General features: G+C 72.6%; 17 protein-coding genes and 1 pseudogene. 6 read left to right on the forward strand and 12 right to left on the reverse strand.

What is annotated here, in order from left to right; all coding sequences use genetic code 11:
* Positions 1-19: 19 nt before the first annotated feature.
* The 7 genes from meaB to ACEZDE_RS22705 all read right to left on the reverse strand — a co-directional run bounded on the left by meaB (position 20) and on the right by ACEZDE_RS22705 (position 8,871).
* Positions 20-1,006, reverse strand: a complete 987-nt coding sequence (gene meaB / locus ACEZDE_RS22675) for a methylmalonyl Co-A mutase-associated GTPase MeaB (RefSeq protein WP_380538702.1) — start codon at positions 1,004-1,006, stop codon at positions 20-22.
* Positions 1,006-3,234 carry a methylmalonyl-CoA mutase gene (gene scpA / locus ACEZDE_RS22680; RefSeq protein WP_380538704.1) on the reverse strand — a complete coding sequence of 743 codons (2,229 nt, stop codon included), beginning with the start codon at positions 3,232-3,234 and terminating at the stop codon, positions 1,006-1,008. The genes meaB and scpA overlap by 1 nt, the downstream gene beginning before the upstream one ends.
* A complete protein-coding gene (locus ACEZDE_RS22685) occupies positions 3,231-5,081 on the reverse strand; it encodes a methylmalonyl-CoA mutase family protein (protein WP_380538706.1) in 1,851 nt (616 codons plus the stop codon). Before ACEZDE_RS22685 ends, scpA begins: the two co-directional genes overlap by 4 nt.
* A 361-nt stretch (positions 5,082-5,442) precedes the next feature.
* Positions 5,443-6,516 (reverse strand): phosphatidylinositol-specific phospholipase C domain-containing protein, encoded by a 1,074-nt coding sequence (locus tag ACEZDE_RS22690; protein WP_380538959.1) that lies wholly within the window; start codon positions 6,514-6,516, stop codon positions 5,443-5,445.
* 151 nt (positions 6,517-6,667) lie between these two features.
* Positions 6,668-6,892: a hypothetical protein gene (locus ACEZDE_RS22695; protein ID WP_380538708.1), complete on the reverse strand. Its 225-nt coding sequence runs from the start codon at positions 6,890-6,892 to the stop codon at positions 6,668-6,670.
* A gap of 101 nt (positions 6,893-6,993) precedes the next feature.
* Positions 6,994-7,869: an oxygenase MpaB family protein gene (locus tag ACEZDE_RS22700; protein WP_380538710.1), complete on the reverse strand. Its 876-nt coding sequence runs from the start codon at positions 7,867-7,869 to the stop codon at positions 6,994-6,996.
* A gap of 93 nt (positions 7,870-7,962) precedes the next feature.
* Positions 7,963-8,871 (reverse strand): alpha/beta fold hydrolase, encoded by a 909-nt coding sequence (locus tag ACEZDE_RS22705; RefSeq protein ID WP_380538713.1) that lies wholly within the window; start codon positions 8,869-8,871, stop codon positions 7,963-7,965.
* Positions 8,872-8,980: 109 nt separating this feature from the next.
* Between ACEZDE_RS22705 and ACEZDE_RS22710 the strand changes: the two genes are divergently transcribed.
* Positions 8,981-9,697 carry a TetR/AcrR family transcriptional regulator gene (locus tag ACEZDE_RS22710; protein ID WP_380538715.1) on the forward strand — a complete coding sequence of 239 codons (717 nt, stop codon included), beginning with the start codon at positions 8,981-8,983 and terminating at the stop codon, positions 9,695-9,697.
* A gap of 12 nt (positions 9,698-9,709) precedes the next feature.
* On the opposite strand, the gene ACEZDE_RS22715 is transcribed toward ACEZDE_RS22710, so the two are convergent.
* The 4 genes from ACEZDE_RS22715 to ACEZDE_RS22730 all read right to left on the reverse strand — a co-directional run bounded on the left by ACEZDE_RS22715 (position 9,710) and on the right by ACEZDE_RS22730 (position 13,607).
* Positions 9,710-11,677, reverse strand: a complete 1,968-nt coding sequence (locus ACEZDE_RS22715) for a discoidin domain-containing protein (RefSeq protein ID WP_380538717.1) — start codon at positions 11,675-11,677, stop codon at positions 9,710-9,712.
* A gap of 192 nt (positions 11,678-11,869) precedes the next feature.
* On the reverse strand, positions 11,870-12,172 hold the full coding sequence (locus tag ACEZDE_RS22720) for a DUF3349 domain-containing protein (RefSeq protein ID WP_380538719.1): 303 nt from the start codon (positions 12,170-12,172) through the stop codon (positions 11,870-11,872).
* A 29-nt stretch (positions 12,173-12,201) separates the two neighbouring features.
* Positions 12,202-12,456, reverse strand: a complete 255-nt coding sequence (locus ACEZDE_RS22725; protein ID WP_380538721.1) for a hypothetical protein — start codon at positions 12,454-12,456, stop codon at positions 12,202-12,204.
* On the reverse strand, positions 12,453-13,607 hold the full coding sequence (locus ACEZDE_RS22730) for an inorganic phosphate transporter (protein ID WP_380538723.1): 1,155 nt from the start codon (positions 13,605-13,607) through the stop codon (positions 12,453-12,455). The genes ACEZDE_RS22725 and ACEZDE_RS22730 overlap by 4 nt, the downstream gene beginning before the upstream one ends.
* Before the next feature lie 272 nt (positions 13,608-13,879).
* Here ACEZDE_RS22730 and efeU point away from each other — a divergent pair, with 272 nt between their 5' ends.
* The 3 genes from efeU to efeB all read left to right on the forward strand — a co-directional run bounded on the left by efeU (position 13,880) and on the right by efeB (position 17,326).
* Complete coding sequence (efeU, locus tag ACEZDE_RS22735; protein ID WP_380538725.1) at positions 13,880-14,755, forward strand: iron uptake transporter permease EfeU; 876 nt, start codon at positions 13,880-13,882, stop codon at positions 14,753-14,755.
* Between the two features lie 64 nt (positions 14,756-14,819).
* Positions 14,820-16,028, forward strand: a complete 1,209-nt coding sequence (gene efeO, locus ACEZDE_RS22740; protein WP_380538727.1) for an iron uptake system protein EfeO — start codon at positions 14,820-14,822, stop codon at positions 16,026-16,028.
* Complete coding sequence (efeB, locus tag ACEZDE_RS22745; protein ID WP_380538729.1) at positions 16,028-17,326, forward strand: iron uptake transporter deferrochelatase/peroxidase subunit; 1,299 nt, start codon at positions 16,028-16,030, stop codon at positions 17,324-17,326. Before efeO ends, efeB begins: the two co-directional genes overlap by 1 nt.
* Here the strand turns inward: efeB and ACEZDE_RS22750 are convergent.
* Complete coding sequence (locus ACEZDE_RS22750; RefSeq protein ID WP_380538731.1) at positions 17,311-18,894, reverse strand: FAD-dependent monooxygenase; 1,584 nt, start codon at positions 18,892-18,894, stop codon at positions 17,311-17,313. The genes efeB and ACEZDE_RS22750 overlap by 16 nt on opposite strands.
* A gap of 105 nt (positions 18,895-18,999) precedes the next feature.
* Here ACEZDE_RS22750 and ACEZDE_RS22755 point away from each other — a divergent pair, with 105 nt between their 5' ends.
* Positions 19,000-19,638, forward strand: coding sequence for a TetR/AcrR family transcriptional regulator (locus tag ACEZDE_RS22755; protein ID WP_380538733.1), 639 nt, complete (start codon positions 19,000-19,002; stop codon positions 19,636-19,638).
* A 174-nt stretch (positions 19,639-19,812) separates the two neighbouring features.
* Positions 19,813-20,916: pseudogene (locus tag ACEZDE_RS22760) on the forward strand (RNA polymerase sigma factor); the annotation flags it as partial.
* Positions 20,917-20,938 lie beyond the last annotated feature (22 nt).

Below are 20,938 nucleotides of genomic sequence, written 5' to 3' on the forward strand. Positions count from 1 at the left end.
GAAGTCGGCGAAGTGCCGCCTAAGCGTCGAACGCGCCGAGGATGCGTTCCGCCGCCAGGGTCGCCGTCAGCCGGCCATCCCTGACCTGCTGTTCCAGCTCGGGGGCGATCCGGCGGACGCCGGTGTGCTCGCGCAGCCGGGTGAGCAGCTGGTCGCGGACCATGCTCCAGGTCCAGTCGACCTGCTGCTCGGCGCGGCGGGCGGCGAGCAGCCCGAGGCCGTCCAGGATCCGCCGGTGCTGCTCGATCCGCTCCCACAGCGCGTCCAGGTCGGTGCCCTCGCGTCCGCTGCAGGTCAGCACCGGGGGCGTCCACGCGGCGTCGGGGGCGCGCATCAGCCGCAGTGCGCCCGCGAGCTCCCGCGCGGCGGAGCGGGCGGCGAGGGCGAACTCGCCGTCGGCCTTGTTGACCGCGATCACGTCGGCGAGCTCCAGCACGCCCTTCTTGATGCCCTGCAGCTGGTCGCCGGTCCTGGCCAGGGTGAGCAGCAGGAAGGTGTCCACCATCTGCGCCACCGCGGTCTCCGACTGGCCCACGCCGACCGTCTCCACCAGCACCACGTCGTAGCCGGCCGCCTCCATCACCACCATGCTCTCCCGGGTGGCACGGGCCACCCCGCCGAGCGTGCCCGAGGTGGGCGACGGGCGGACGAAGGCCTGCGGGTCGACCGCGAGCCGCTCCATCCGGGTCTTGTCGCCGAGGATGGAGCCGCCGGTGCGGGTCGAGGAGGGATCGACGGCGAGCACCGCGACCCGGTGGCCGCGCGCGGTGAGCAGACAGCCGAGCGAGTCGATGAAGGTCGACTTGCCGACCCCGGGCACGCCGCTGATGCCGACCCGCACCGCGTCGCCGGAGTGCGGCAGCAGGGCGACCAGCAGCTGCTGCGCCAGCGCCCGGTGGTCGGCCCTGGTGGACTCGACCAGGGTGACGGCCCGCGCGATGTAGGCGCGCGAGCCGTCGAGGACGCCCTTGACGTAGGCGTCCAGGTCGATCGGACGAGGGGCCATCAGAGCTCGTGGCCGAGCGACGCGGCCAGCTTCCGCAGCAGGTCGACCGCGGCGTCCGGGATGACCGTCCCGGGCGGGAAGACCGCCGCCGCGCCCGCCGCGTACAGGGCGTCGAAGTCCTGAGGGGGGATCACCCCGCCGACCACGATGGTGATGTCCTCGCGTCCGGCCTCGGCCAGCTCGTGCCGCAGCGCGGGCACCAGGGTCAGGTGGCCGGCCGCCAGCGAGGAGACGCCGACGATGTGCACGTCCGCCTCCACCGCCTGCCGGGCCACCTCGGCCGGGGTCTGGAACAGCGGGCCGACGTCCACGTCGAAGCCCAGGTCGGCGAAGGCGGTGGCGATCACCTTCTGGCCGCGGTCGTGGCCGTCCTGGCCCATCTTGGCGACCAGGATGCGCGGACGCCGCCCCTCCGCCTCCTCGAACGCCCGGACCAGCGCGCGGCTCTGCTCCACGGCGCTGGACGGTCCTGCCTCGTCGCGGTACACACCGGAGATGGTACGGATCTGGCCGCTGTGCCGTCCGTAGACGGCCTCCAGCGCGTCGGAGATCTCACCGACGGTGGCCATCGCCCTGGCCGCGTCCACGGCCAGCGCCAGCAGGTTGCCCTCCAGGCCGCCGCCGGCCGCCGGGCCGGCCTCGGCGGAGGCGGTGAGCGCGCGCAGCGCGGCCCGGCAGGCGTCCTCGTCCCGCTCCTCGCGCAGCCGCCGCAGCTTCTCGACCTGCTGGGCGCGCACCGAGGAGTTGTCCACCTTGAGCACGTCGATCTGCTCGTCGGTGGCGACCCGGTACTTGTTGACCCCGATCACCGGCTGCCGTCCGGAGTCGATCCGGGCCTGGGTGCGCGCCGCCGCCTCCTCGATCCGCAGCTTGGGGATGCCGGCGTCGATGGCCTTGGCCATGCCCCCGGCCGCCTCGACCTCCTGGATGTGCTGCCAGGCGCGGGTGGCCAGGTCGTGGGTGAGCTTCTCGACGTAGGCGCTGCCGCCCCAGGGGTCGATCACCCGGCAGGTGCCGGACTCCTGCTGCAGCAGCAGCTGGGTGTTGCGGGCGATCCGGGCGGAGAAGTCGGTGGGCAGCGCCAGCGCCTCGTCCAGCGCGTTGGTGTGCAGCGACTGGGTGTGGCCCTGGGTCGCGGCCATCGCCTCGATGCAGGTGCGGGTGACGTTGTTGAAGACGTCCTGCGCGGTGAGCGACCAGCCGGAGGTCTGCGAATGGGTGCGCAGCGACAGCGACTTGGGGTTTTTCGGGGCGAACTCCTGGACCAGCTTCGCCCACAGCAGCCGGGCCGCGCGGAGCTTGGCGACCTCCATGAAGAAGTTCATGCCGATGGCCCAGAAGAACGACAGCCGGGGCGCGAAGGAGTCCACGTCCATCCCGGCGGCGAGCCCGGCCTTCAGGTACTCGACCCCGTCGGCCAGGGTGTAGGCCAGCTCCAGGTCGGCCGTGGCCCCGGCCTCCTGGATGTGGTAGCCGGAGATGGAGATGGAGTTGTAGCGCGGCATCTTCTGCGAGGTGTAGGCGAAGATGTCGGAGATGATCCGCATCGAGGGCTGCGGCGGGTAGATGTAGGTGTTGCGGACCATGAACTCCTTGAGGATGTCGTTCTGGATGGTCCCGGTGAGCTTCTCGGCCGGGACCCCCTGCTCCTCGGCCGCCACGATGTAGAGCGCCAGGACCGGCAGCACCGCGCCGTTCATGGTCATCGACACCGACATCCGGTCCAGCGGGATGCCGTCGAACAGCTGGCGCATGTCGTAGAGGGAGTCGATGGCGACGCCCGCCATGCCGACGTCCCCGGTCACCCGGGGGTGGTCGCTGTCGTAACCGCGGTGGGTCGGCAGGTCGAAGGCGACCGAGAGACCCTTCTGACCCGCCGCCAGGTTCCGCCGGTAGAAGGCGTTGGACTCCTCGGCGGTGGAGAACCCGGCGTACTGACGGACCGTCCACGGCTGGTTCACGTACATGGTGGGGTACGGGCCGCGCAGGAACGGGGCGATGCCGGGGTAGGTGTCCAGGAAGTCCACGTCGGCCAGGTCGTCGGCATCGTAGAGCGGCTTGACCGCGATGCCCTCGGGGGTCTCCCAGACGAACTCCTCGACCGGCTTGCCCACCGCCTGCGCCCAGGCCTCGCGCCACTCCCCCGCCGAGCCGGCCGGGCTCTCCGGGTCTGCCGGGGCCGCCGGGTCGGCGTCGTCGAGCTGGATCTCCGTGAAGTCGGGGATCATCGCACCGCTCCGATCAGGTCGAGGGTGGAGCCGAGGACCGCGACGGCGTCGCAGCCCGTGAACACCGCGCCGTCCGCACCGGGCAGCGCCTCGGGCCGCCCGGCCACCAGCACCCGGCGCGCGCCCGCCGCGCGCAGCTCCGCCACCAGCGCCTCCCCCTGCTCGGCGTAGAGCTTGTCGCTGGAGCAGACCGCGGCGACGGTCGCCCCGGAGGCGGCGAAGGCCTCGGCCCCGTCCCCGGCGACCGTCTCGATCCCGCCGGCCTGGAACAGGTTGGCGGCGAACGAGGAGCGCCCGGTGTGCACCGCGGCCGGTCCGATCGTGGCCAGGAACAGCCGGGGCCGCCGCCCGGTCGCGGCCAGTTCGGCGTCCGAGCGCGAGCGCAGCGCCTCGAACGCCTGCGAGCGGCGGACCACCGGCAGGCCGCCGGTGCGCTCCGCCGCGGGGGCGGCCTCGCGCAGCACCGGCTTCTCGGCCAGGTTCGGGAACTCGCTGACCCCGGTGATCGGTTCGCGCCGGGTGGCGAGGTCCGCCTCGCGTTCGGCCCAGGTGGCCGCGATCCGAGCGCCGACCAGCCCCGAGTCCAGCGCGGCGGCCTGGCCGCCGGCCCGCTCGATCTCCTGGAACCAGGCCCAGGCGGCCCGTGCCAGCTCGTCGGTCAGCTGCTCCACGTACCAGGAGCCGCCGGCCGGGTCGATCACCCGGGCCAGGTGCGACTCCTCGACCAGGATCGACTGGGTGTTCCTGGCGACCCGGCGGGCGAAGGCGTCCGGCAGGCCGAGGGCGCTGTCGAAGGGCTGGACGGTGACCGCGTCGGCGCCGCCGACCCCGGCCGCCATGCAGGCCAGGGTGCCGCGCAGGATGTTCACCCACGGGTCGCGCTCGGTGGCCATCACCGCCGAGGTCACCGCGTGCTGCCGCTGGGCGCCCGCGCCGGAGGCCGACGGGGCGCCGCAGGCCCGCACCGCCCGGCCCCAGATCCGGCGGGCCGCGCGCAGCTTCGCGATCGTCAGGAACTGGTCCGCGGTGGCGGCGTAGCGGAACTCCAGCTGTCCGGCCGCCTGCTCGACGCCCAGTCCGGCGTCGGTCAGCGCGCGCAGGTAGCCGACCCCGGTCGCCAGCGAGCAGCCCAGCTCCTGCGCGGGCGAGGCCCCGGCGTCGTGGTAGGGCAGCGCGTCCACGGTCAGCGCGCGCAGCCCGGGGTGGTCCGCGGCGCAGCGCAGGGCCAGCGCCGAGGCCTCGGCCTGGTCCAGGCCGGCTGCGCCGGTGCGGGCGCGCAGGCCGAGCGGGTCGGCGCCCAGGTTGCCGAGGACGGCGTGCGCCGGGACTCCGCGCTCCCGGTGCACTCGAAAGAGCTGCTCGGCGGCGGCTCCGGTCTCGGCCCCCGCGTCCAGGACGACGCCCGCGAGATCCAGGTAGACGCCGTCGAGCAATTGCGGCAGCGCCGCCACCGGTGCCCCGCCCGCTCCCAGCACCAGCCAGAGCGAGCCGACGCCGTGCTCCAGGTCGGCCAGCACCGCCGCGTTGGCGCGGGCCGGGTCGGGGTCGGCGTGCCGCTGCCGGACGTCCCAGCCGGACCCGACCGAGCCCTCCGCCCTGCCCCCGCGTACGTACGGGGCCAGGCCCGGGTAGCCGGGACCGGCGGACCCGGCGTCGGCGGCGGTGTAGAGCGGGTGGACGCGGATGCCGTCCTGCAGCTGGGTGGCGAGGGCGTCCTCCGCCTGTGCGCCTTCGGCGTCGGAGGCCCCCGACTTGCGGAGGACGCCTTCGACGAGACGCTGCCAATGCTCCCGGGTCGCCCCAGGGAACTCGGCGGCCAGGGAGAGCCCTTCGGGCGAGACCGTCATGAAGGCAGGTTAGAGCCGGTTAACAGCTGATCGCAGGTCAGACTCGTGTGACCTTGACCTCTCTGCACCCTGTGTGCCAAGGAGTGCCAGCAGGTCAGAGCCGTGCGGTGCCCGGAGCGGGACGACGGCGTCGGCGTCCTGCTCCGGGCGTTCGCCGCCGCGGCTCGAGGTCGCGCCTGAGCGCTGATCCCCGGCCCTGCGCCGAGCAGTCCCCCCGTGCGCCGTGGACATGGAGCGGCGCCCCGAATCCACGCGACCGGGGCGCCGTTGCACGTCCGGGGGGACGGCGTGCGTTTCAATTGTGGCATGTACGCGGCCAATTAGGCCAGCCCGACTTTTCCGGGCGTCGTTCCGGGGCCGCTCAGCCGCGCGGCAGCGCCTCGGGCTGGACCGCGGTCAGCCCGGTCCAGTCGCTGGAGACCACGCTGGCGTGGGCGGCGGCGAGCAGCGCCACCCGGGCCTGCGCGTCGGCGACGCTCGGGGCGGTGTCGCTGATCGCCGGCGGCACGTTCTGCGCGTCGGTCATCACCAGCAGGTAGTGGTTGACGGAGTACCAGGAGGTGTCGATGCTGCCGTTCAGGTAGGTCGAGGCGTCGCCGTCGAACACCACGAACCAGGGGCGCAGCGTGGTGTCGCTGTAGCGGGTGCGCGGGTCGCCCGCGGCGGCGTTGTGCACCGCGGGGAAGATCTGCGCCTGGCCCAGCGTGCCGGCCACCTGCAGCGCCTGGAGGTGCTGGGCGTACTCCTTGTCGGTCCACAGCGTGTCGGTCGGGTTGTTCTCCTCCACCGTGCCCGGAATGATCTCCAGGATCACCTTGCCGGCCAGCGCGTCGCGGCTGGGCCAGTTGTCGGCCTTGGCCGCGGCGTCCAGGGTCGGGTAGCTGCCGCCGCCGGGCTTGGCGAGCAGGTCGGCCGGGCGGAACACGTCGCCGCCGAGGTGGGCGGCGATGGTCTGGTCGAGCTGGGTCGGGCCGAGCCCGTAGGTGGCCTGGAAGCCCGCCTTCAGCTCGATCTTGATCATCAGCGGGGCGTGCCCGGGGTGCGCCGCCAGCCAGACCCGGACGTCGTCCAGGCAGCTGCCGAGGTCCTTGTTGGCGCCGCCGGTGTAGAGCTGGGCGGCGGTGCCGGCGTCCACGCAGTTGTTGCTGTTGCCCAGCGGGTTGGAGTGGCTGACCTTCCACTCCTTGGTGATGAAGTCGTCCCAAACGTCCAGCTCGATCATCGAGGTGCCGGTGTCCAGCGCCTTCGCCAGGTAGGGGAAGGCGCTCGGGTCGTAGGTGTTGTGCAGGCCGACGGTGGTGGCGTCGCCCTCGGACAGGCTTCCGCCGTCGACCGCGGCGGCCCCGCCCGGGGCCAGCATCGCCCCGGCGAGCAGTGCGGTCGCGGCGGTGCCGACGGCGAGCAGCCGCCGGGCCGCCGCCCGGGACGGCGTCATCCGGGTGGAGAGCGCACGGAACAGCGACAAACGGGACATGAATCCTCCAGGACGGAAGCGGTGCCGGGCTCAGCCGCGCGCGGCCCGGTCCGCCCATGCTGGCGCGGGCACAAGAAGCGCCAGTGACATGACAATGTACGCCGGCTGTCCGTCAGAACCCTTGCCGGTACGGGGCGGTGCGCAGCCCGGACCACCGGGCCAGCCGCAGCCGGGCCACGTTCTCGCGCTGCTTCGGGGTCATCCGCACCCCGCAGGGGCGGCAGGGGACGCCACCGCTGCTACGGCCGGTGCCGTGGCAGGTGGCGCAGTCGTCGTCGACCACCGCGGCGACGCGGTCGGTCGGAATCGGGCTGGGTACGAAGGTCCGACTGGTCATCGCCGTCCTCAGGGATCGGTGCAGCGCGCACGGGTCACCCGGAGCAGCTGTCACCGCCCCTTATCCGCGCCTTCGTAGCCGCCGGACCGATGGATGGGTCGTCAGGAGAGAATATTTTCGGCGGCACGATTTTCGGCAACCGAGAGCCGGGCCTTCGCCGCCCGCAGGTACGGACCCTCCGTCAGCATCCCCGGCAGCAGGCCGAGTCCGGACCGCCAGGCACGGGCGGTGACCGTCGCGGCCAGCTCCGCGCCCGGCGGGACCGGAAGCCCGTACATCCGCCGCGCCCACGGCGGCAGCAGGCCCATCGCGGTGCAGGCCAGGCCGACCCAGGTGGGCCGGGCCGGGGTGAGCACCGCGACCCAGCCCGGCAGCGGCGGCAGCAGTGCGAACCGCGCCGCCTCCCGCGCCTCGGGCACCGCCCGCAGCCGCGGCCGGATCCGGGCGAAGTACGCGGCCAGCTCCTCGGTCCCGCCCGGCACCGGATGCCCGCGCGGGACGCCGAGGCGGTGCGGCAGCAACTGCTGCTCCGTCAGGTAGCGGTCGGCCTCGGCCGGGGTGAGCCGCAGTCCGGCCCGCCGGGTCACCCCGAGGAAGGAGTCCACCTCGCAGCAGTGCACCCACAGCAGCAGCTCCGGGTCGTCGGCCCGGTACGGCGCACCGGAGTACGGGTCGGTGCCGCGGACCGCCCGGTGCACGGTCCTGACCCGGGTGATCGCCCGGTCGGCCTGCTCGGTCGTCCCGTAGCTGACCGCGCCCAGGTACTCGGCGGTGCGGCGCAGCCGCCCCCAGGGGTCCTCCCGGAAGGCGGAGTGTTGGGCCACCCCGGCCATGGCCAGCGGGTGCAGCGCCTGCAGCAGCAGCGCGCGCACCCCGGCCAGCAGCATGGTCGGCTCCGCGTGCACCCGCCAGGTGACCGAGTCGGGCCCGAACAGCCCGGTGTCGCCGTCCGCGGGCGCCGCGTCGATCGGATCCACGTCCTGCCTCCTCGCCGTCCCTGCCATGCTCCGCCCGCCGACGCCCTCCGGGCAAGGACGCCCGGCTCAGCGCGGGGCCGGGGCCTGGCCCGCTCAGCGCGGGGCCGGGGCCTGCCGGGCGACCGACTGCACCAGCCCGGCCACGGTCGGCCACAGCGGCGCCGGGAGGTCGTGCCCGACCCCGGGCAGGACCTCCAGCCGCGCCCCCGGCACCGCCGCCGCCGTGGCCCGGCCGGCCGAGACCCGCAGGATCGGGTCCCGCTCGCCGTGCAGGACCAGGGTCGGCCGGGCCAACCCGGCCAGCCCGGGGCCGTGCCACTGGGCCCCGATCTGCCTGCTCTGCGCCTTGGCGTCGCGCGGCCCGCGGTCCGCCTCGGCCTCGATCCAGGCGCGGGCCGCCTGCTCGTCGAAGGGGTAGCCGGGCGAGGCGACCCCGCGCCAGACCGCCATCGAGGCGGCGATGTCGCCCTCCCGCCCCGCCGGGAAGCGGGCCGTGGCGAGTTTCGCCAGCAGCCCGGGGCGCAGGTGGCGCAGCACCCGCAGCCCGGAGACGTCGCTCGGCAGCGCGGCCGAGCTGGTGACGCTGAGCACCCGGTCGGGGTGCCGCAGCGCCAGCCGCTGGGCGATCACCCCGCCCAGCGAGTGGCCGAGCACATGCGCCCGCTCCCAGCCCAGCGCGTCCAGTACCGCGACCGCGTCGTCGGTCATGTCCTCGGAGGTGTAGGCCTCGCCGCGCCGTCCGAACAGGGCGCGGAACGGGTTGCCGACCGAGGTGTCCGGCATCCGGGTCGACTCCCCCGCGTCGCGCTGGTCGTAGCGGGCCACCTGGAAACCGGCCCCGGCGAGGGCCCGGCACAGCCCGGTCGGCCACCAGGTCCTGGCCGTGGCCAGCCCCATCACCAGCAGCAGCGGCTCGTCCGCCGACCCCTGGTCGGCGAGCGGTTCCAGCAGGTCGTAGGCCACCTCCACGGCGCCGTTGCGGGCGTACCGGTGGGGGTCCACCCCTCGCGGTGCTGGGGCACGGCAGCTCCTCTCGCTTTCACTGCGAACGTCGTTCGCAGTTCTTGTCCACGAATATACTGCAACCGCCGTTCGCAGAGAAGGAGGGCCCATGCCCGAGGAGCAGGGCGCCGCGCACAGCATCTGGCTGCGCCCGGAACGCGCCGGACGCGGCCCCGCACCCGAGTACGGCCGGGACCGGATCGCCGACGCCGGCGTCGCCCTCGCCGACGCGGACGGCCTGGCCGCGGTCACCATGCGCGCGGTCGCACTCGCCCTCGGCGCGGGGCCCGCGTCGCTCTATCGCTATGTCGCCACCAGGGACGAGCTGCTGGAGCTGATGGCCGACCGGGCGAACGCGGGGATCCGCTACTCCCCCGGCACCGGCGACTGGCTCGCGGACCTGCTGGAGCTGGCCCGGCAGAGCAGGCGGGTCTACCTCGCGCACCCCTGGCTGCTGGACCTGCTCAGCGCCAGGACCCCGCTGGGCCCGCAGGCGGTCCGCTACCTGGAGCACGCCCTGGCGGCGCTGTCCGGGCTCGACGGAGTCGCGGTCAGGACCAGGATGGAGGCGGTCGGCATGCTCGGCGCCGTGGTCGCCGCACTGGCCAGGGCCGAGGCGGCGCAGCGGCTGACCGGGCGCACCCTGCCGCAGTGGCAGGCGGCGCAGGCGGAGTACCTCGGGCACGTCGTCGCCACCGGGGAGCACCCGCACCTGGCCGCGGCGCTGGCGGGCGCGGCACAGGAGGGGCGCTCCCGGGGGGAGGAGCCGCCGGAGGCCCTGTTCGACCGGGTGGTCACCAGGGTGCTGACCGGCCTGCTCGGCTGACCCCTCCCCGGGTCAGGAGGAGTACACCTGGAACCCGGAGCACTGCCCGGCCGGCCAGCCGGTGTTGGCGGTGAAGGTCAGCCGCAGGTAGCGGGCACTGGCGTTGGACGGCAGGGTCACCGTGGCGGTGTTCCCGGTCGCCGGGTCGAAGGTGTAGCCGGCCGAGCCCACCAGCGTGGCGAAGGACGAGCCGTCCGTGCTGCCGGACACCGACAGGGTCTGGGTCCGGGCGTTCCAGGCCGAGGGCGGCGGCAGCGTCAGCACGATCCGGCCGATGTGCTGGGCCGCGCCCAGGTCGACCTGGAGCCACTGCGGGAAGGCGTTGTTGTTGCTCTCCCAGTAGCTGTTGGGGTCGCCGTCCACGGCGTTGCCGCTGGCGTAGACCTGGGTGTGGCTGCTCTCCGAGGTGGGCCGGTGCAGGGCCAGGTCGGTGCTGCCCGACTGGGCGTCGGTGGTGGCACTGACCGTGCCCGAGGCCGCGGAGGTGTTGCCCGCCGCGTCCCGCGCGGTGACGAAGAAGCTGTAGCCGGTGGACGGGGCCAGCCCGGAGACGGTGAACGACGTCCCGGTCGGCGACCCCACTACCGTGTTCCCGCCGCCGGCGACCTGGTGCACGCTGTAGCCGGTCACCCCGACGTTGTCGGTCGAGGCGGTCCAGCTCAGTGCGACGCTGGTCGCGGTATGCCCGCTGACCTGGAGCCCGCCGGGCGCGGTGGGCGGCTGGGTGTCCCCGCCGCCGCCCGCCACCGGGGCGGTGGGACGGGTCGCGGTCAGCGCGATCTGGCCCTTGAGCATCCGGCCGCCGTCGTTGGTGATCCTGAGGTAGTAGTCGGAGGAGCAGACCGTGCCGTCCTCGTCCAGGGCCAGCAGACCGGAGTTGGCCGGGGTCATGGCCTGGTTCTCGGCGGTCTTGGCGATCTGGTTGCCCTCGCCGTACTCGTCGAACATGGAGATGTAGATGCCCTGGGCGCCGACCCTGACCATGTTGTAGAACTGCCGCCACATGAAGTCGCCGTGCGCGCGCTGCCGCCCGGAGACGTCGCCGGGCAGGACGCAGGGCTGGTAGTCCACGCCGTTGGCGTTGCAGTCGGCCTGGTCCGGGACGTTGATGTTCTGGTAGACCGAGTCGGAGTCGGCGGCGTTGCCGATCGCGCCGACCATCCACGGCGAGAGCATGTTGAAGGCGTGGTAGACCCCGAGGTAGCCGGACCGGGAGCCGCCGGTGCCGGTGCGCCACTCGCGCGGGACCCCGCCGATCACGTAACAGCCCTGGGACTTGAACCAGTTGACCACGTCCAGGCAGGTCGCGGCGTCCCAGGGGTGGTTGGCGTCGTTGAAGCCGAAGCCCCAGATGCACACCACCGGCTTGCCGTTCTGCCGGGCGTAGGCGGACGAGGCGGTGTGCGCGGACATCTTGCCGGTCCAGTCCGCCTTCATCTCCGACTGCATGTTCGTCCAGCCGGTGGCGTCGTACATGATGTAGAACTTGCGCCCGTAGGCCTCCGCGCTGCTGCGGACCTTGACGGCCATCGCGTCCCGGGTCGGGCCCTCGCTGCTGTTGGGGTTGAACCGCTGCAACGCGGCGGTGTCGCAGCCGTTCTGCTGCATCCACAGGAAGTGGGTGTCCACGGTCTGCTGGTCGTAGGAGGAGAACAGCGTGGCGGGCTGGCCGTTGCCCAGGTTCGGGTAGGCGGTCGGGTAGGCGTGGGCGTACTCGCGCATGTCCGGCCAGGCCTTGATGACGTTGTTGCCGGTCGACGGGGTCTGCGACCAGTTCTGGCTCCAGTGCCACCAGCCGTTGATCGGGGCGCCGTCCCCGGCGCAGGCGAACCAGCCCTGGTAGCCGACGGTGATCTTGCCGACCACGTCACCGGCCGGACTCGCGGCCCGCGCCGCCTGGGTACCGCTGAACACGCCGATCGCGGAGACCGCGGATCCGGCCAGCACCGTGCCGAGGAACGTCCTTCGGGATACAGCCATGGGTGGAACCTCTCAACGGGGGGTGGGGATGAGTAGGCTCCGCAAAACTTCCATCAGATCACGCAATTGTCTATGAATCTGGCACAACTTTCTGCCGAGAAAGAGATTCCCACGATCAGTCGGCTGCCGCACATGAAGCGGCCGGGGACGGGAGCAGGCTCCCGTCCCCGGCCCGGGGTGGCTGACGGGGCCTCAGCCCGCGGCGTCCGGACGGGCCAGCGGCCAGCCGCCGGCCGCGAGCCGGGCACTGACCCTGGCCACGTCGGAGTCCAGCAGCGGCCCGGCGGTGACGGCCGAGACCGCCCGGTGAATCGCCTCGGCGGAGACCGGGTCGCTGCTCCCGGCCAGCTCCTCGGCGATCTCGGTGACCTCGCTCTCACTCAACTGCCGTGAGAGCAGGGCGAACAGGGGGATGTAGTCGTGCTCGGGCACGCCCTCGGGGTAGCCGGCGCGGAGCCAGCCCACGATGGACGAGAGTACGGGCGGCAGGGGCACCGCGGGACCTCCTCGGTCGGAAGGGCGGTTCAGCCGCCGTTGACGATGATGTAGATGCCGTAGCCGACGGCCGCCAGCACCACCGCGAAGCACAGCACCGCGGCGGCCAGGCCGGCCGTGCTGCCGCCCATCACGTGCTCGTCGTCCGCCTGCACCGCGGCCCCGTCCGGACGCGTGCTCAGGGCCCGCAGGCCGACCGCGAACAGGGCCGGCAGCCCGGCGCCCGCGAGCAGGCCCACCACCACGATCTGCCACAGCGCGTGCAGGTTCACCCAGTCGTTCATACCGCCGCAACCTCCTTCGGGGCAGCGGCCGGAGCGACCGAGCCGGTCCACTCGGCGTTGACGTTGTCATGGCTGACCGCGGTCCTGCGGGAGCGGTAGTAGATCCCGCCCGCGACCGCGAGCAGCAGGACCAGCACCACCACCACGCCGGCGTCGCCGCCGATGACGTCGGCCAGCCCGTACGCGCCCGCGCCGACCAGGCCGGCCGCGGGGAGGGTGAACAGCCAGGCGGTGGCCATCCGGCCGGCCACGCCCCAGCGGACCTGGGCGCCCTTCTTGCCGACGCCGGTGCCGAGGATGGAGCCGGTGGCGACGTGGGTGGTGGACAGCGAGTAGCCGAAGTGGCTGGACAGCAGGATGATCGCGGCCGACGAGGACTCGGCGGCCATGCCCTGCGGCGACTCGATCTCCACCAGGCCCTTGCCGAGGGTCCTGATCACCCGCCAGCCGCCCATGTAGGTGCCGAGGCTGATGGCCAGGGCGCAGCTGAGGATGACCCAGAACGGCGCCTTGGCGTCGGCGCCGACGGTGCCGTTGGCGATCAGGGCGAGGGTGATGATGCCCATGGTCTTCTGGGCGTCGTTGGTGCCGTGCGCCAGCGAGACCATGGAGGCGGAGCCGATCTGGCCGATCCGGAAGCCGTGGCCGCGCGCCCCGGCCGAGACCGAGCGGCTGATCCGGTAGACCAGGTAGGTCCCGGCCGCGGCGACCAGTCCGGCGATGACCGGGGAGAGCCCGGCCGGGATGATCACCTTCTGGAACAGGCCGTGCCACTTGACCGCGTGGCCGCCCGCCGCGGCGATGGTCGAGCCGACCACACCGCCGATCAGCGCGTGCGAGGAACTGGAGGGTATGCCCAGGAACCAGGTGAGGAGGTTCCAGGTGATGCCGCCGGCCAGTCCGGCGAACACCACGGTCAGAGTGACGAGGTGGGTGTCCACCAGGCCGCTGGCGATGGTCGCCGCGACGCTGAGGGACAGGAAGGCGCCCACCAGATTGAGTGCCCCGGACAGCGCGACGGCCGTCCTGGGGCCGAGGGCACCGGTGGCGATCGAGGTCGCCATCGCGTTGCCCGTGTCGTGGAAGCCGTTGGTGAAGTCGAAGGCCAGAGCCGTGACGACCACCAGAACAAGCAGAGTGTCGTTGCCCACACCGGCAGTGTCCCGACGGCTCGGGCGGCAGTCGAGGCATCGGTCGCAGACTTCGGCAGCCTGCCTGCTGCGCGTCACCCGCCGTCCATCTGCGGCCGGGCCGAGCAGGTCACAGCGGCATAACAACTCGTCATCAGGAATGCCTCACGGCTGGCCTATTCGGACATTCCCCCCGCAGGCCCGCTGGTGCCACCCCTCGCCTTCCGGCTAAAACTAAGGCATGCCTAACTAAGGCAAGGCTTAGTTAACTGAAGATCCGGAAGGTTCTCCCCATGCTCCCCACGTTCGTGATCGGGCTCCGCGAGGGGCTGGAGGCCGCGCTCATCGTGGGCATCATCGCCTCCTTCCTCGGCCAGCAGGGACGCCGGGACGCGCTGCGCAAGGTGTGGATCGGCGTCGGCATCGCCGTGGCCATCTGCGTCGTGGTGGCGGTAGCCCTGCAGGTGCTGTCCAGCGACCTGCCGCAGCGTCAGCAGGAGCAGCTGGAGACCGTGATCGGCGTCGTCGCCGTGCTGATGGTCAGTTACATGGTGCTGTGGATGCGCCGCCACTCCCGCGACCTGCGCGGCGACCTCGAAGGCGCGGCCGGACGCGCGCTGGCCGAGGGCTCCGCCTCGGCGCTGGTGATGATGGCCTTCCTCGCCGTCCTCCGCGAGGGCTTCGAGACCTCCGTGTTCCTGCTCGCCACCTTCAACGAGAGCAGCAACCCCTGGTACGGGGGCACCGGCGCGGCGCTCGGCATCCTGCTCGCCGCGTTCATCGGCTACGGCATCTACCGCGGCGGGGTCCGGCTGAACCTCTCCCGCTTCTTCCGGATCACCGGGGTGGTGCTGGTGCTGGTCGCCGCGGGGCTGGTCGCCACCGCGGTGATGACCGCGTTCGAGGGCGGCTGGATCGACCGGGGCGCGCAGGCCTTCGACCTGTCCTGGCTGGTCCGGCCGGGGACCCCGATCGCCTCGGTGCTGACCGGGGTGCTCGGCATCCAGCCCTACCCGACCTGGCCGATGGTCGCCGGCTGGCTCGTCTACGCCGTGCCGATGACCGCGGTGGTGCTGTGGCCTGCGAAGCGGCGGCCCAAGCCCACCGCCGACGCCGACGGCAGGACCGACCCGGAGACCGCACCGACCTCCGACCCCGCCACCGCCTGACCGGAGCCCGCTCCACCCGCACCGTCCCGACCCCGCACCGCCCTGAGTCCAAGGAGCAACACCCGTGACTTCCCTGCCGAACCGCCGTCGGACCACCGCCGTGGCCCTGGCCGTGACCGTGTCCGTGTCCGCGACCAGCCTGCTGCTCACCGCCTGCGGCAGCAGCGGCGCCGCCAAGACCAGCACCCCGGCCGCAGGGAGCAGCACCGGCGCCGCCAAGGCCGCCGACAAGGGACCGGCCGCGGTGGCCATCACCATCACCGACCAGGGCTGCGCCCCCTCCCCGGCGACCATCCCGGCCGGGTCGGTCAAGTTCACCGTGAGCAACAAGAACTCCGGCAAGGTCACCGAGGCCGAGCTGCAGGACCACGGCAAGATGCTCGGCGAGAAGGAGAACCTCACCCCCGGCCTGTCCGGCGACTTCTCACTGACCCTCACCGCCGGCACCTACCAGGTCTACTGCCCCGGCGCGGGCACCGACACCACCGACTTCACGGTCACCGGTTCCACCGCGCACAGCTGGAAGGACGACCCCGAGCTGGTCGCCGCCACCACCCAGTACGCGACCTGGATCGACGGCGAGGTGGCCCAACTGGTGCCCACCACCAAGGCCTTCACCGACGCGGTCCGCGCCGGTGACATCGCCAGGGCCAAGCTGCTCTACGGCGCGGCCCGGATCCACTACGAGGCGGTCGAGCCCACCGCCGAGATCTGGGGCGACCTGGACGGCCGGATCGACGGCCGGGTCGACGACGCCGCCACGCCCGCCGACTTCACCGGCTTCCACCGGCTGGAGCAGGCACTGTGGACCGCCAAGTCGGTCAAGGGGATGACCCCGATCGCCAACCAGCTGGACGCCGACGTCACCAGCCTCTACACCCAGGTCAAGACCGTCGCCTACCAGCCCGCCGAGATCGCCAACGGCGCCACCGACCTGGTCAACGAGATCCAGACCTCCAAGGTCACCGGCGAGGAGGAGCGCTACTCGCACATCGACCTGCTGGACTTCAAGGGCAACCTCGAAGGCGCCGACGAGGCCGTGAAGGTGCTGCTGCCGACGCTGCAGAAGAAGGACCCGCAGCTGGTGTCGACCATCGCCACCCGCTACGCGGCGACCGCGGCCCTGCTCGCCAAGTACGCCGCCACCCCCGGCTACGAGAACAGCGGCTACGTCGACTACAGCACGGTCACCACCGCCCAGCGCCGCGAGCTGTCCACCGCCGTGGACGCGTACGCCGAGGCGGTCTCCAAGGTCGCGGGCGAGGTCGCCTGATGGCCGCCGACCCGGAGCAGACGAACCCGTCGGGCGGTCTCAACCGGCGCCGGGTGCTCAGCGGGATCGGCGTCGGCCTGGGCGTGGGCGCGGCGGCGGCGGCCGGTTCGGTGCTGACGCACGATCACGACACCGGCGGCCGTGCCACCGCAACCGGCGGCACCGCCCCGGCCGCGGACGGCGGCAGCCAGATCGTCGCCTTCCGCGGCCCGCACCAGGGCGGCATCGCCACCCCGGCGCAGGACCGGCTGTGCTTCGCCGCCTTCGACGTCACCACCACCGACCGCGGCCAGCTCCAGCAGATGCTGACCAGTTGGGCCCTCGCCGCCGAGGCGATGACCAAGGGCCTGACCGTCCCCGGCGACGCCGGGGACCTGGAGTCGCCGCCGATCGACACCGGAGAGGCCGAAGGGCTCAAGCCCGGGAACCTCACCATCACCATCGGCTACGGCGCCTCGCTGTTCGACAGCCGCTTCGGACTGGCCGGGCGACGCCCGTCCCAGCTCAAGGCGCTGCCGCAGCTCCCCAAGGAGGACCTGGACCCGGGCAGCTCGGACGGCGACATCTGCGTGCAGGCCTGCGCGGACGACCCGCAGGTGGCCTTCCACGCCATCCGCAACCTGCGCCGTCTCGGCACCGGCGTGGTCGCCCCGCGCTGGATGGAGCTGGGCTTCGGCCGGACCTCCTCCACCTCCCCGGCCCAGGCGACGCCGCGCAATCTGATGGGCTTCAAGGACGGCACCCGCAACATCGACGCGGGCGACGCCGCAGTGATGGGCGACCACGTCTGGATCGGCGCCGAGGAGCCGCAGCACTGGGTGCGCGGCGGTTCCTACCTGGTCAGCCGTAAGATCCGGATGCTGCTGGAGCAGTGGGACCGGGACAACCTCAACGACCAGCAGAACGTCTTCGGCCGGGCCAAGGCCTCGGGCGCCCCGCTGACCGGGAAGAAGGAGTTCGACACCCCGGACTTCTCGGCCAAGGACGCCTCCGGCGACTACGCCATCCCGATGGACGCGCACGTCCGGCTCGCCGCCCCGGAGAACAACCGGGGGCTGCGCATCCTGCGCCGCGGCTACTCCTTCACCGACGGGATCGACCCGGTCACCGGCCAACTGGTCGGCGGCCTGCTCTTCCTCGCCTATATGAAGAACCCGGACCAGTTCGTCACCCTGCAGCGGATCCTCGGCGCCCACGACGCACTCAACGAGTACATCAAGCACCTCTCCGGCGGTCTGTTCGTCACCCCGCCCGGCCTGGCGCCCGGCGCGGACTGGGGGGCTCAGCTCTTCGGCTGAATCCCGGCCAGATAGGCCCGCACCCCGTCGACGGCTGCCTCGACCCGCTCCGGGTCCACGTCGAGCGCCAGGCCGAGGTAGCCGTCGGGACGGACCAGCAGCAGCACGTCGGCGTCCACCGCGACGCCGTAGCCGCGCCGGGTCGCGGCATCGCCGACCGCGACGGCCAGGGCCTCGCCCGCGCCGCGCGCCGACGCGACGGCGGCGCGCTCGGCCCCGGCGCCGAAGGCCAGCAGCGTGGCGTGGATCCCCCGGAAGACCTCGAACAGCCGCCGCCCCTCCCGGGTGGTCCCGTCCGGGGCCCGGTCACCGGCCAGCACCACACCGAGATCCACCCCGGTCCGCTGCTCCCGGCTGAGTGCGGCCTCGCGGTAGCCGAGGCCCAGCTGGTGCAGCCGCGGATCGTCCCTGCGGTGGGCGTCGGCGTCGCCCGCGACGCCCTTGTCGTGCAGCCGGGTGCTGATCCCCAGCACCTCGGCGGCCACCGGCAGCCGCTCCTCCTGATAGCTGTCCAGCAGCTCGGCCGGAGCCCCCTGGAGCACCGCCGCCAGCTTCCAGCCCAGGTTGTAGGCGTCCTGGACCCCGGTGTTCAACCCCTGGCCACCGGCCGGGGAGTGGACGTGGGCGGCGTCGCCGGCCAGGAACACCCGGCCTTCGCGAAAGCGCTCGGCCATCCGGATGTTCGCTCGAAAGAGCGAGCTCCAGACCAGCTCGGTCACCCGCATCCGCGTCCCCGCCAGCCCCGACCCCGCCCGCCCCGGCTCCGGTGGGCCTGACGCCGGTGGGCCTGACGCCGCGTCCAGTATCCGCTGCGCCAGGGCGACGGTCAGGTCAGGGGCCGCCGCCCCGGCCGGCACCGGCAGCACCAGCTGGAAGGTGTCGGTCCCGGCGAGCGGGCACAGCGCCAGCGGGAAGGCGTTGCCCTCGGCGTCCTCGGTCTGCCAGATGTGCCAGTGCTCCCGGTCGACGCCCTCGACCCTGAGGTCGGCGACCACCATCCGCTGGTCCTCCCTGGTCTCCCCGGCGAAGCCGATGCCGGACAGCCGACGGACCGTGCTCCGGCCCCCGTCCGTCCCGACCAGGTAGTCGGCCCGCACCCGTTGCTCCCCCGCGGCCGTCCTGAGCAGCGCGGTCACCCCCGCCGGATCCTGCTCGAAGCCGACCAGCTCGGTGCCCGGCTCCGGACGGCCGCCCAGCTCGGCCAGCCGCTCCCGCAGGATCTCCCCGGTGCGCCACTGCGGCAGCATCCAGCTCTCCGGGTACGGGATGTCGGGCGTCGGCTCGCGCGGGTCGTCGATCCGGCCCTCCCAGACCACCTCGCCGCCCCGGTAGGAGCGCATCGGCGGGTAGGGGCCGCCGTGCCGCCGCACCCGGTCGAGCACGCCGAGATCCTCGAAGACCTCCTGGGTGCGTGGCTGCAGCCCCTTCCCCCGGGAGCCCGCGAAAGGCTGCTCGTCCCGCTCCACCAGCCGGTGGGCGATTCCCCGCCGGGCCAGCTCGCAGGCCAGCACCAGCCCCGCGGGCCCGGCCCCGGCGATCAGCACCCCGGTCCTTGCGTCCTGCCGCATGGCATCCTCCCCGTTGACTGAATCCAGATTCACTGAAGTTGGATTCACCGTACTCCCTGCTAACGTCCACCGCAAGCGAACGAGGCCGGAGGAGTCCTGACGGGTATGACGGGCACACGCGCGGCGCGGGCGGCCGAGACCGAGTCCGCGCTGAAGGAGGCCGCCAAGCGGGTCTTCGCCAGGACCGGCTACCTGCGCGCCAAGATCACCGACATCACCGCCGAGGCGGACCGCGCCGCGGGCTCCTTCTACAGCCACTTCGACGGCAAGGAGTCGCTGCTGGAGTCGCTGCTGGCGGACATGCTGGCCGAGGGCGACCAGCGGGTCGAGGAGCCCGGCCACAGCCCCGACTTCTCCGACCCCGCGGCGGTCCGCTGGCACGTCGCCGCGTACTGGCAGTTCGTCCGGGACAACCGCCCGGTGGTGATCGCGCTGCACCAGGCCGCAATGGTCGACGAGCACTTCGCCCGGCGGCTGCGGGAGATCCTCGCCCCCAACCTGCGCGACATCGTCGACCATCTGGAGTACATCAGCGCCCGCGGCAGCAGCCTGCCCGGCGACCCGCTGGTGGTCGCCTCCGCACTGGTGACGCTGATCGGGCAGTTCGCCTATACCTGGCTGATCGGCGGCGGCGAGGAGCTGGGCCGGGAACTGGGCGACGAGGAGGCGGTGGACACCCTCACCGCCTTCATCGTGCGCGGAATCGGCGGCGGCCCCGCGGCGGCGGGCGCCGCAGTAGGCTGAGCCGGGACGACTGTGCCGCAGATCACTCATTTGCCGCGGGGCATGCTGTAACGAATTTCAGTTTCCGCCGATAATCCAGTGGGTGATGCAGTAGCGCCGAGCGCGTCGCAGACCCCCGGATGCGTGTCCTGCGCAGTCCTCAAGCAGGTCTTTCGAGAGGGAGGCACAGCACCGATGGTGGCTGCCGCCAAGACATCCGAGCGGGCCCGGAAAAGCGTCGTGATAGACGACGGGGACGTTTCCGCCGACATCACTAAAACTCCAGACACCGCGGTGAAAACCCCCGCCGACGAGCCTCCGACGGAGTCGTTCACGGTCTCGGACGAGGACGAGGACGATGCCCCGGCGCAGCTGGTCACGGTCGCCGGCGCGACCTCCGACCCGGTCAAGGACTACCTCAAGCAGATCGGCAAGGTCCCGCTGCTCAACGCCGAGCAGGAGGTCGTCCTCGCCAAGCGGATCGAGGCCGGGCTGCTCGCGCTGGCCATGATCGAGGGCGACGACGAGCTCGCCCCGACCCTGCGCCGCGAGCTGCAGATCATCGCCGAGGACGGCCACCGCGCCAAGAACCACCTGCTGGAGGCTAACCTCCGACTGGTCGTCTCCATCGCCAAGCGCTACACCGGCCGCGGCATGCTGTTCCTGGACCTGATCCAGGAGGGCAACGTCGGCCTGATCCGCGCGGTGGAGAAGTTCGACTACACCAAGGGCTTCAAGTTCTCCACCTACGCCACCTGGTGGATCCGGCAGGCGATCACCCGCGCGATGGCCGACCAGGCCCGCACCATCCGCATCCCGGTGCACATGGTCGAGGTCATCAACAAGCTGGCCCGGGTGCAGCGCCAGCTGCTGCAGAGCCTGGGCCGCGAGGCCACCCCGGAGGAGCTGGCCAAGGAACTCGACATGACCCCGGAAAAGGTCGTCGAGGTGCAGAAGTACGGCCGCGAGCCGATCTCCCTGCACACCCCGCTCGGCGAGGAGGGCGACAGCGAGTTCGGCGACCTGATCGAGGACTCCGAGGCGGTCGTCCCGGCCGACGCGGTCAGCTTCACCATGCTCCAGGAGCAGTTGCACGGCGTGCTGGACACCCTGGCCGAGCGCGAGGCCGGCGTGGTCTCGATGCGCTTCGGCCTGACCGACGGCCAGCCGAAGACCCTGGACGAGATCGGCAAGGTCTACGGGGTGACCCGCGAACGGATCCGCCAGATCGAGTCCAAGACCATGTCCAAGCTGCGCCACCCGTCGCGCTCCCAGGTCCTGCGCGACTACCTGGACTAAGGTCCGGTCCGGCCGGGCTGCG

The sequence above is a fragment of the Streptacidiphilus cavernicola genome, from assembly GCF_042510955.1.
Lineage (GTDB): Bacteria > Actinomycetota > Actinomycetes > Streptomycetales > Streptomycetaceae > Streptacidiphilus > Streptacidiphilus cavernicola.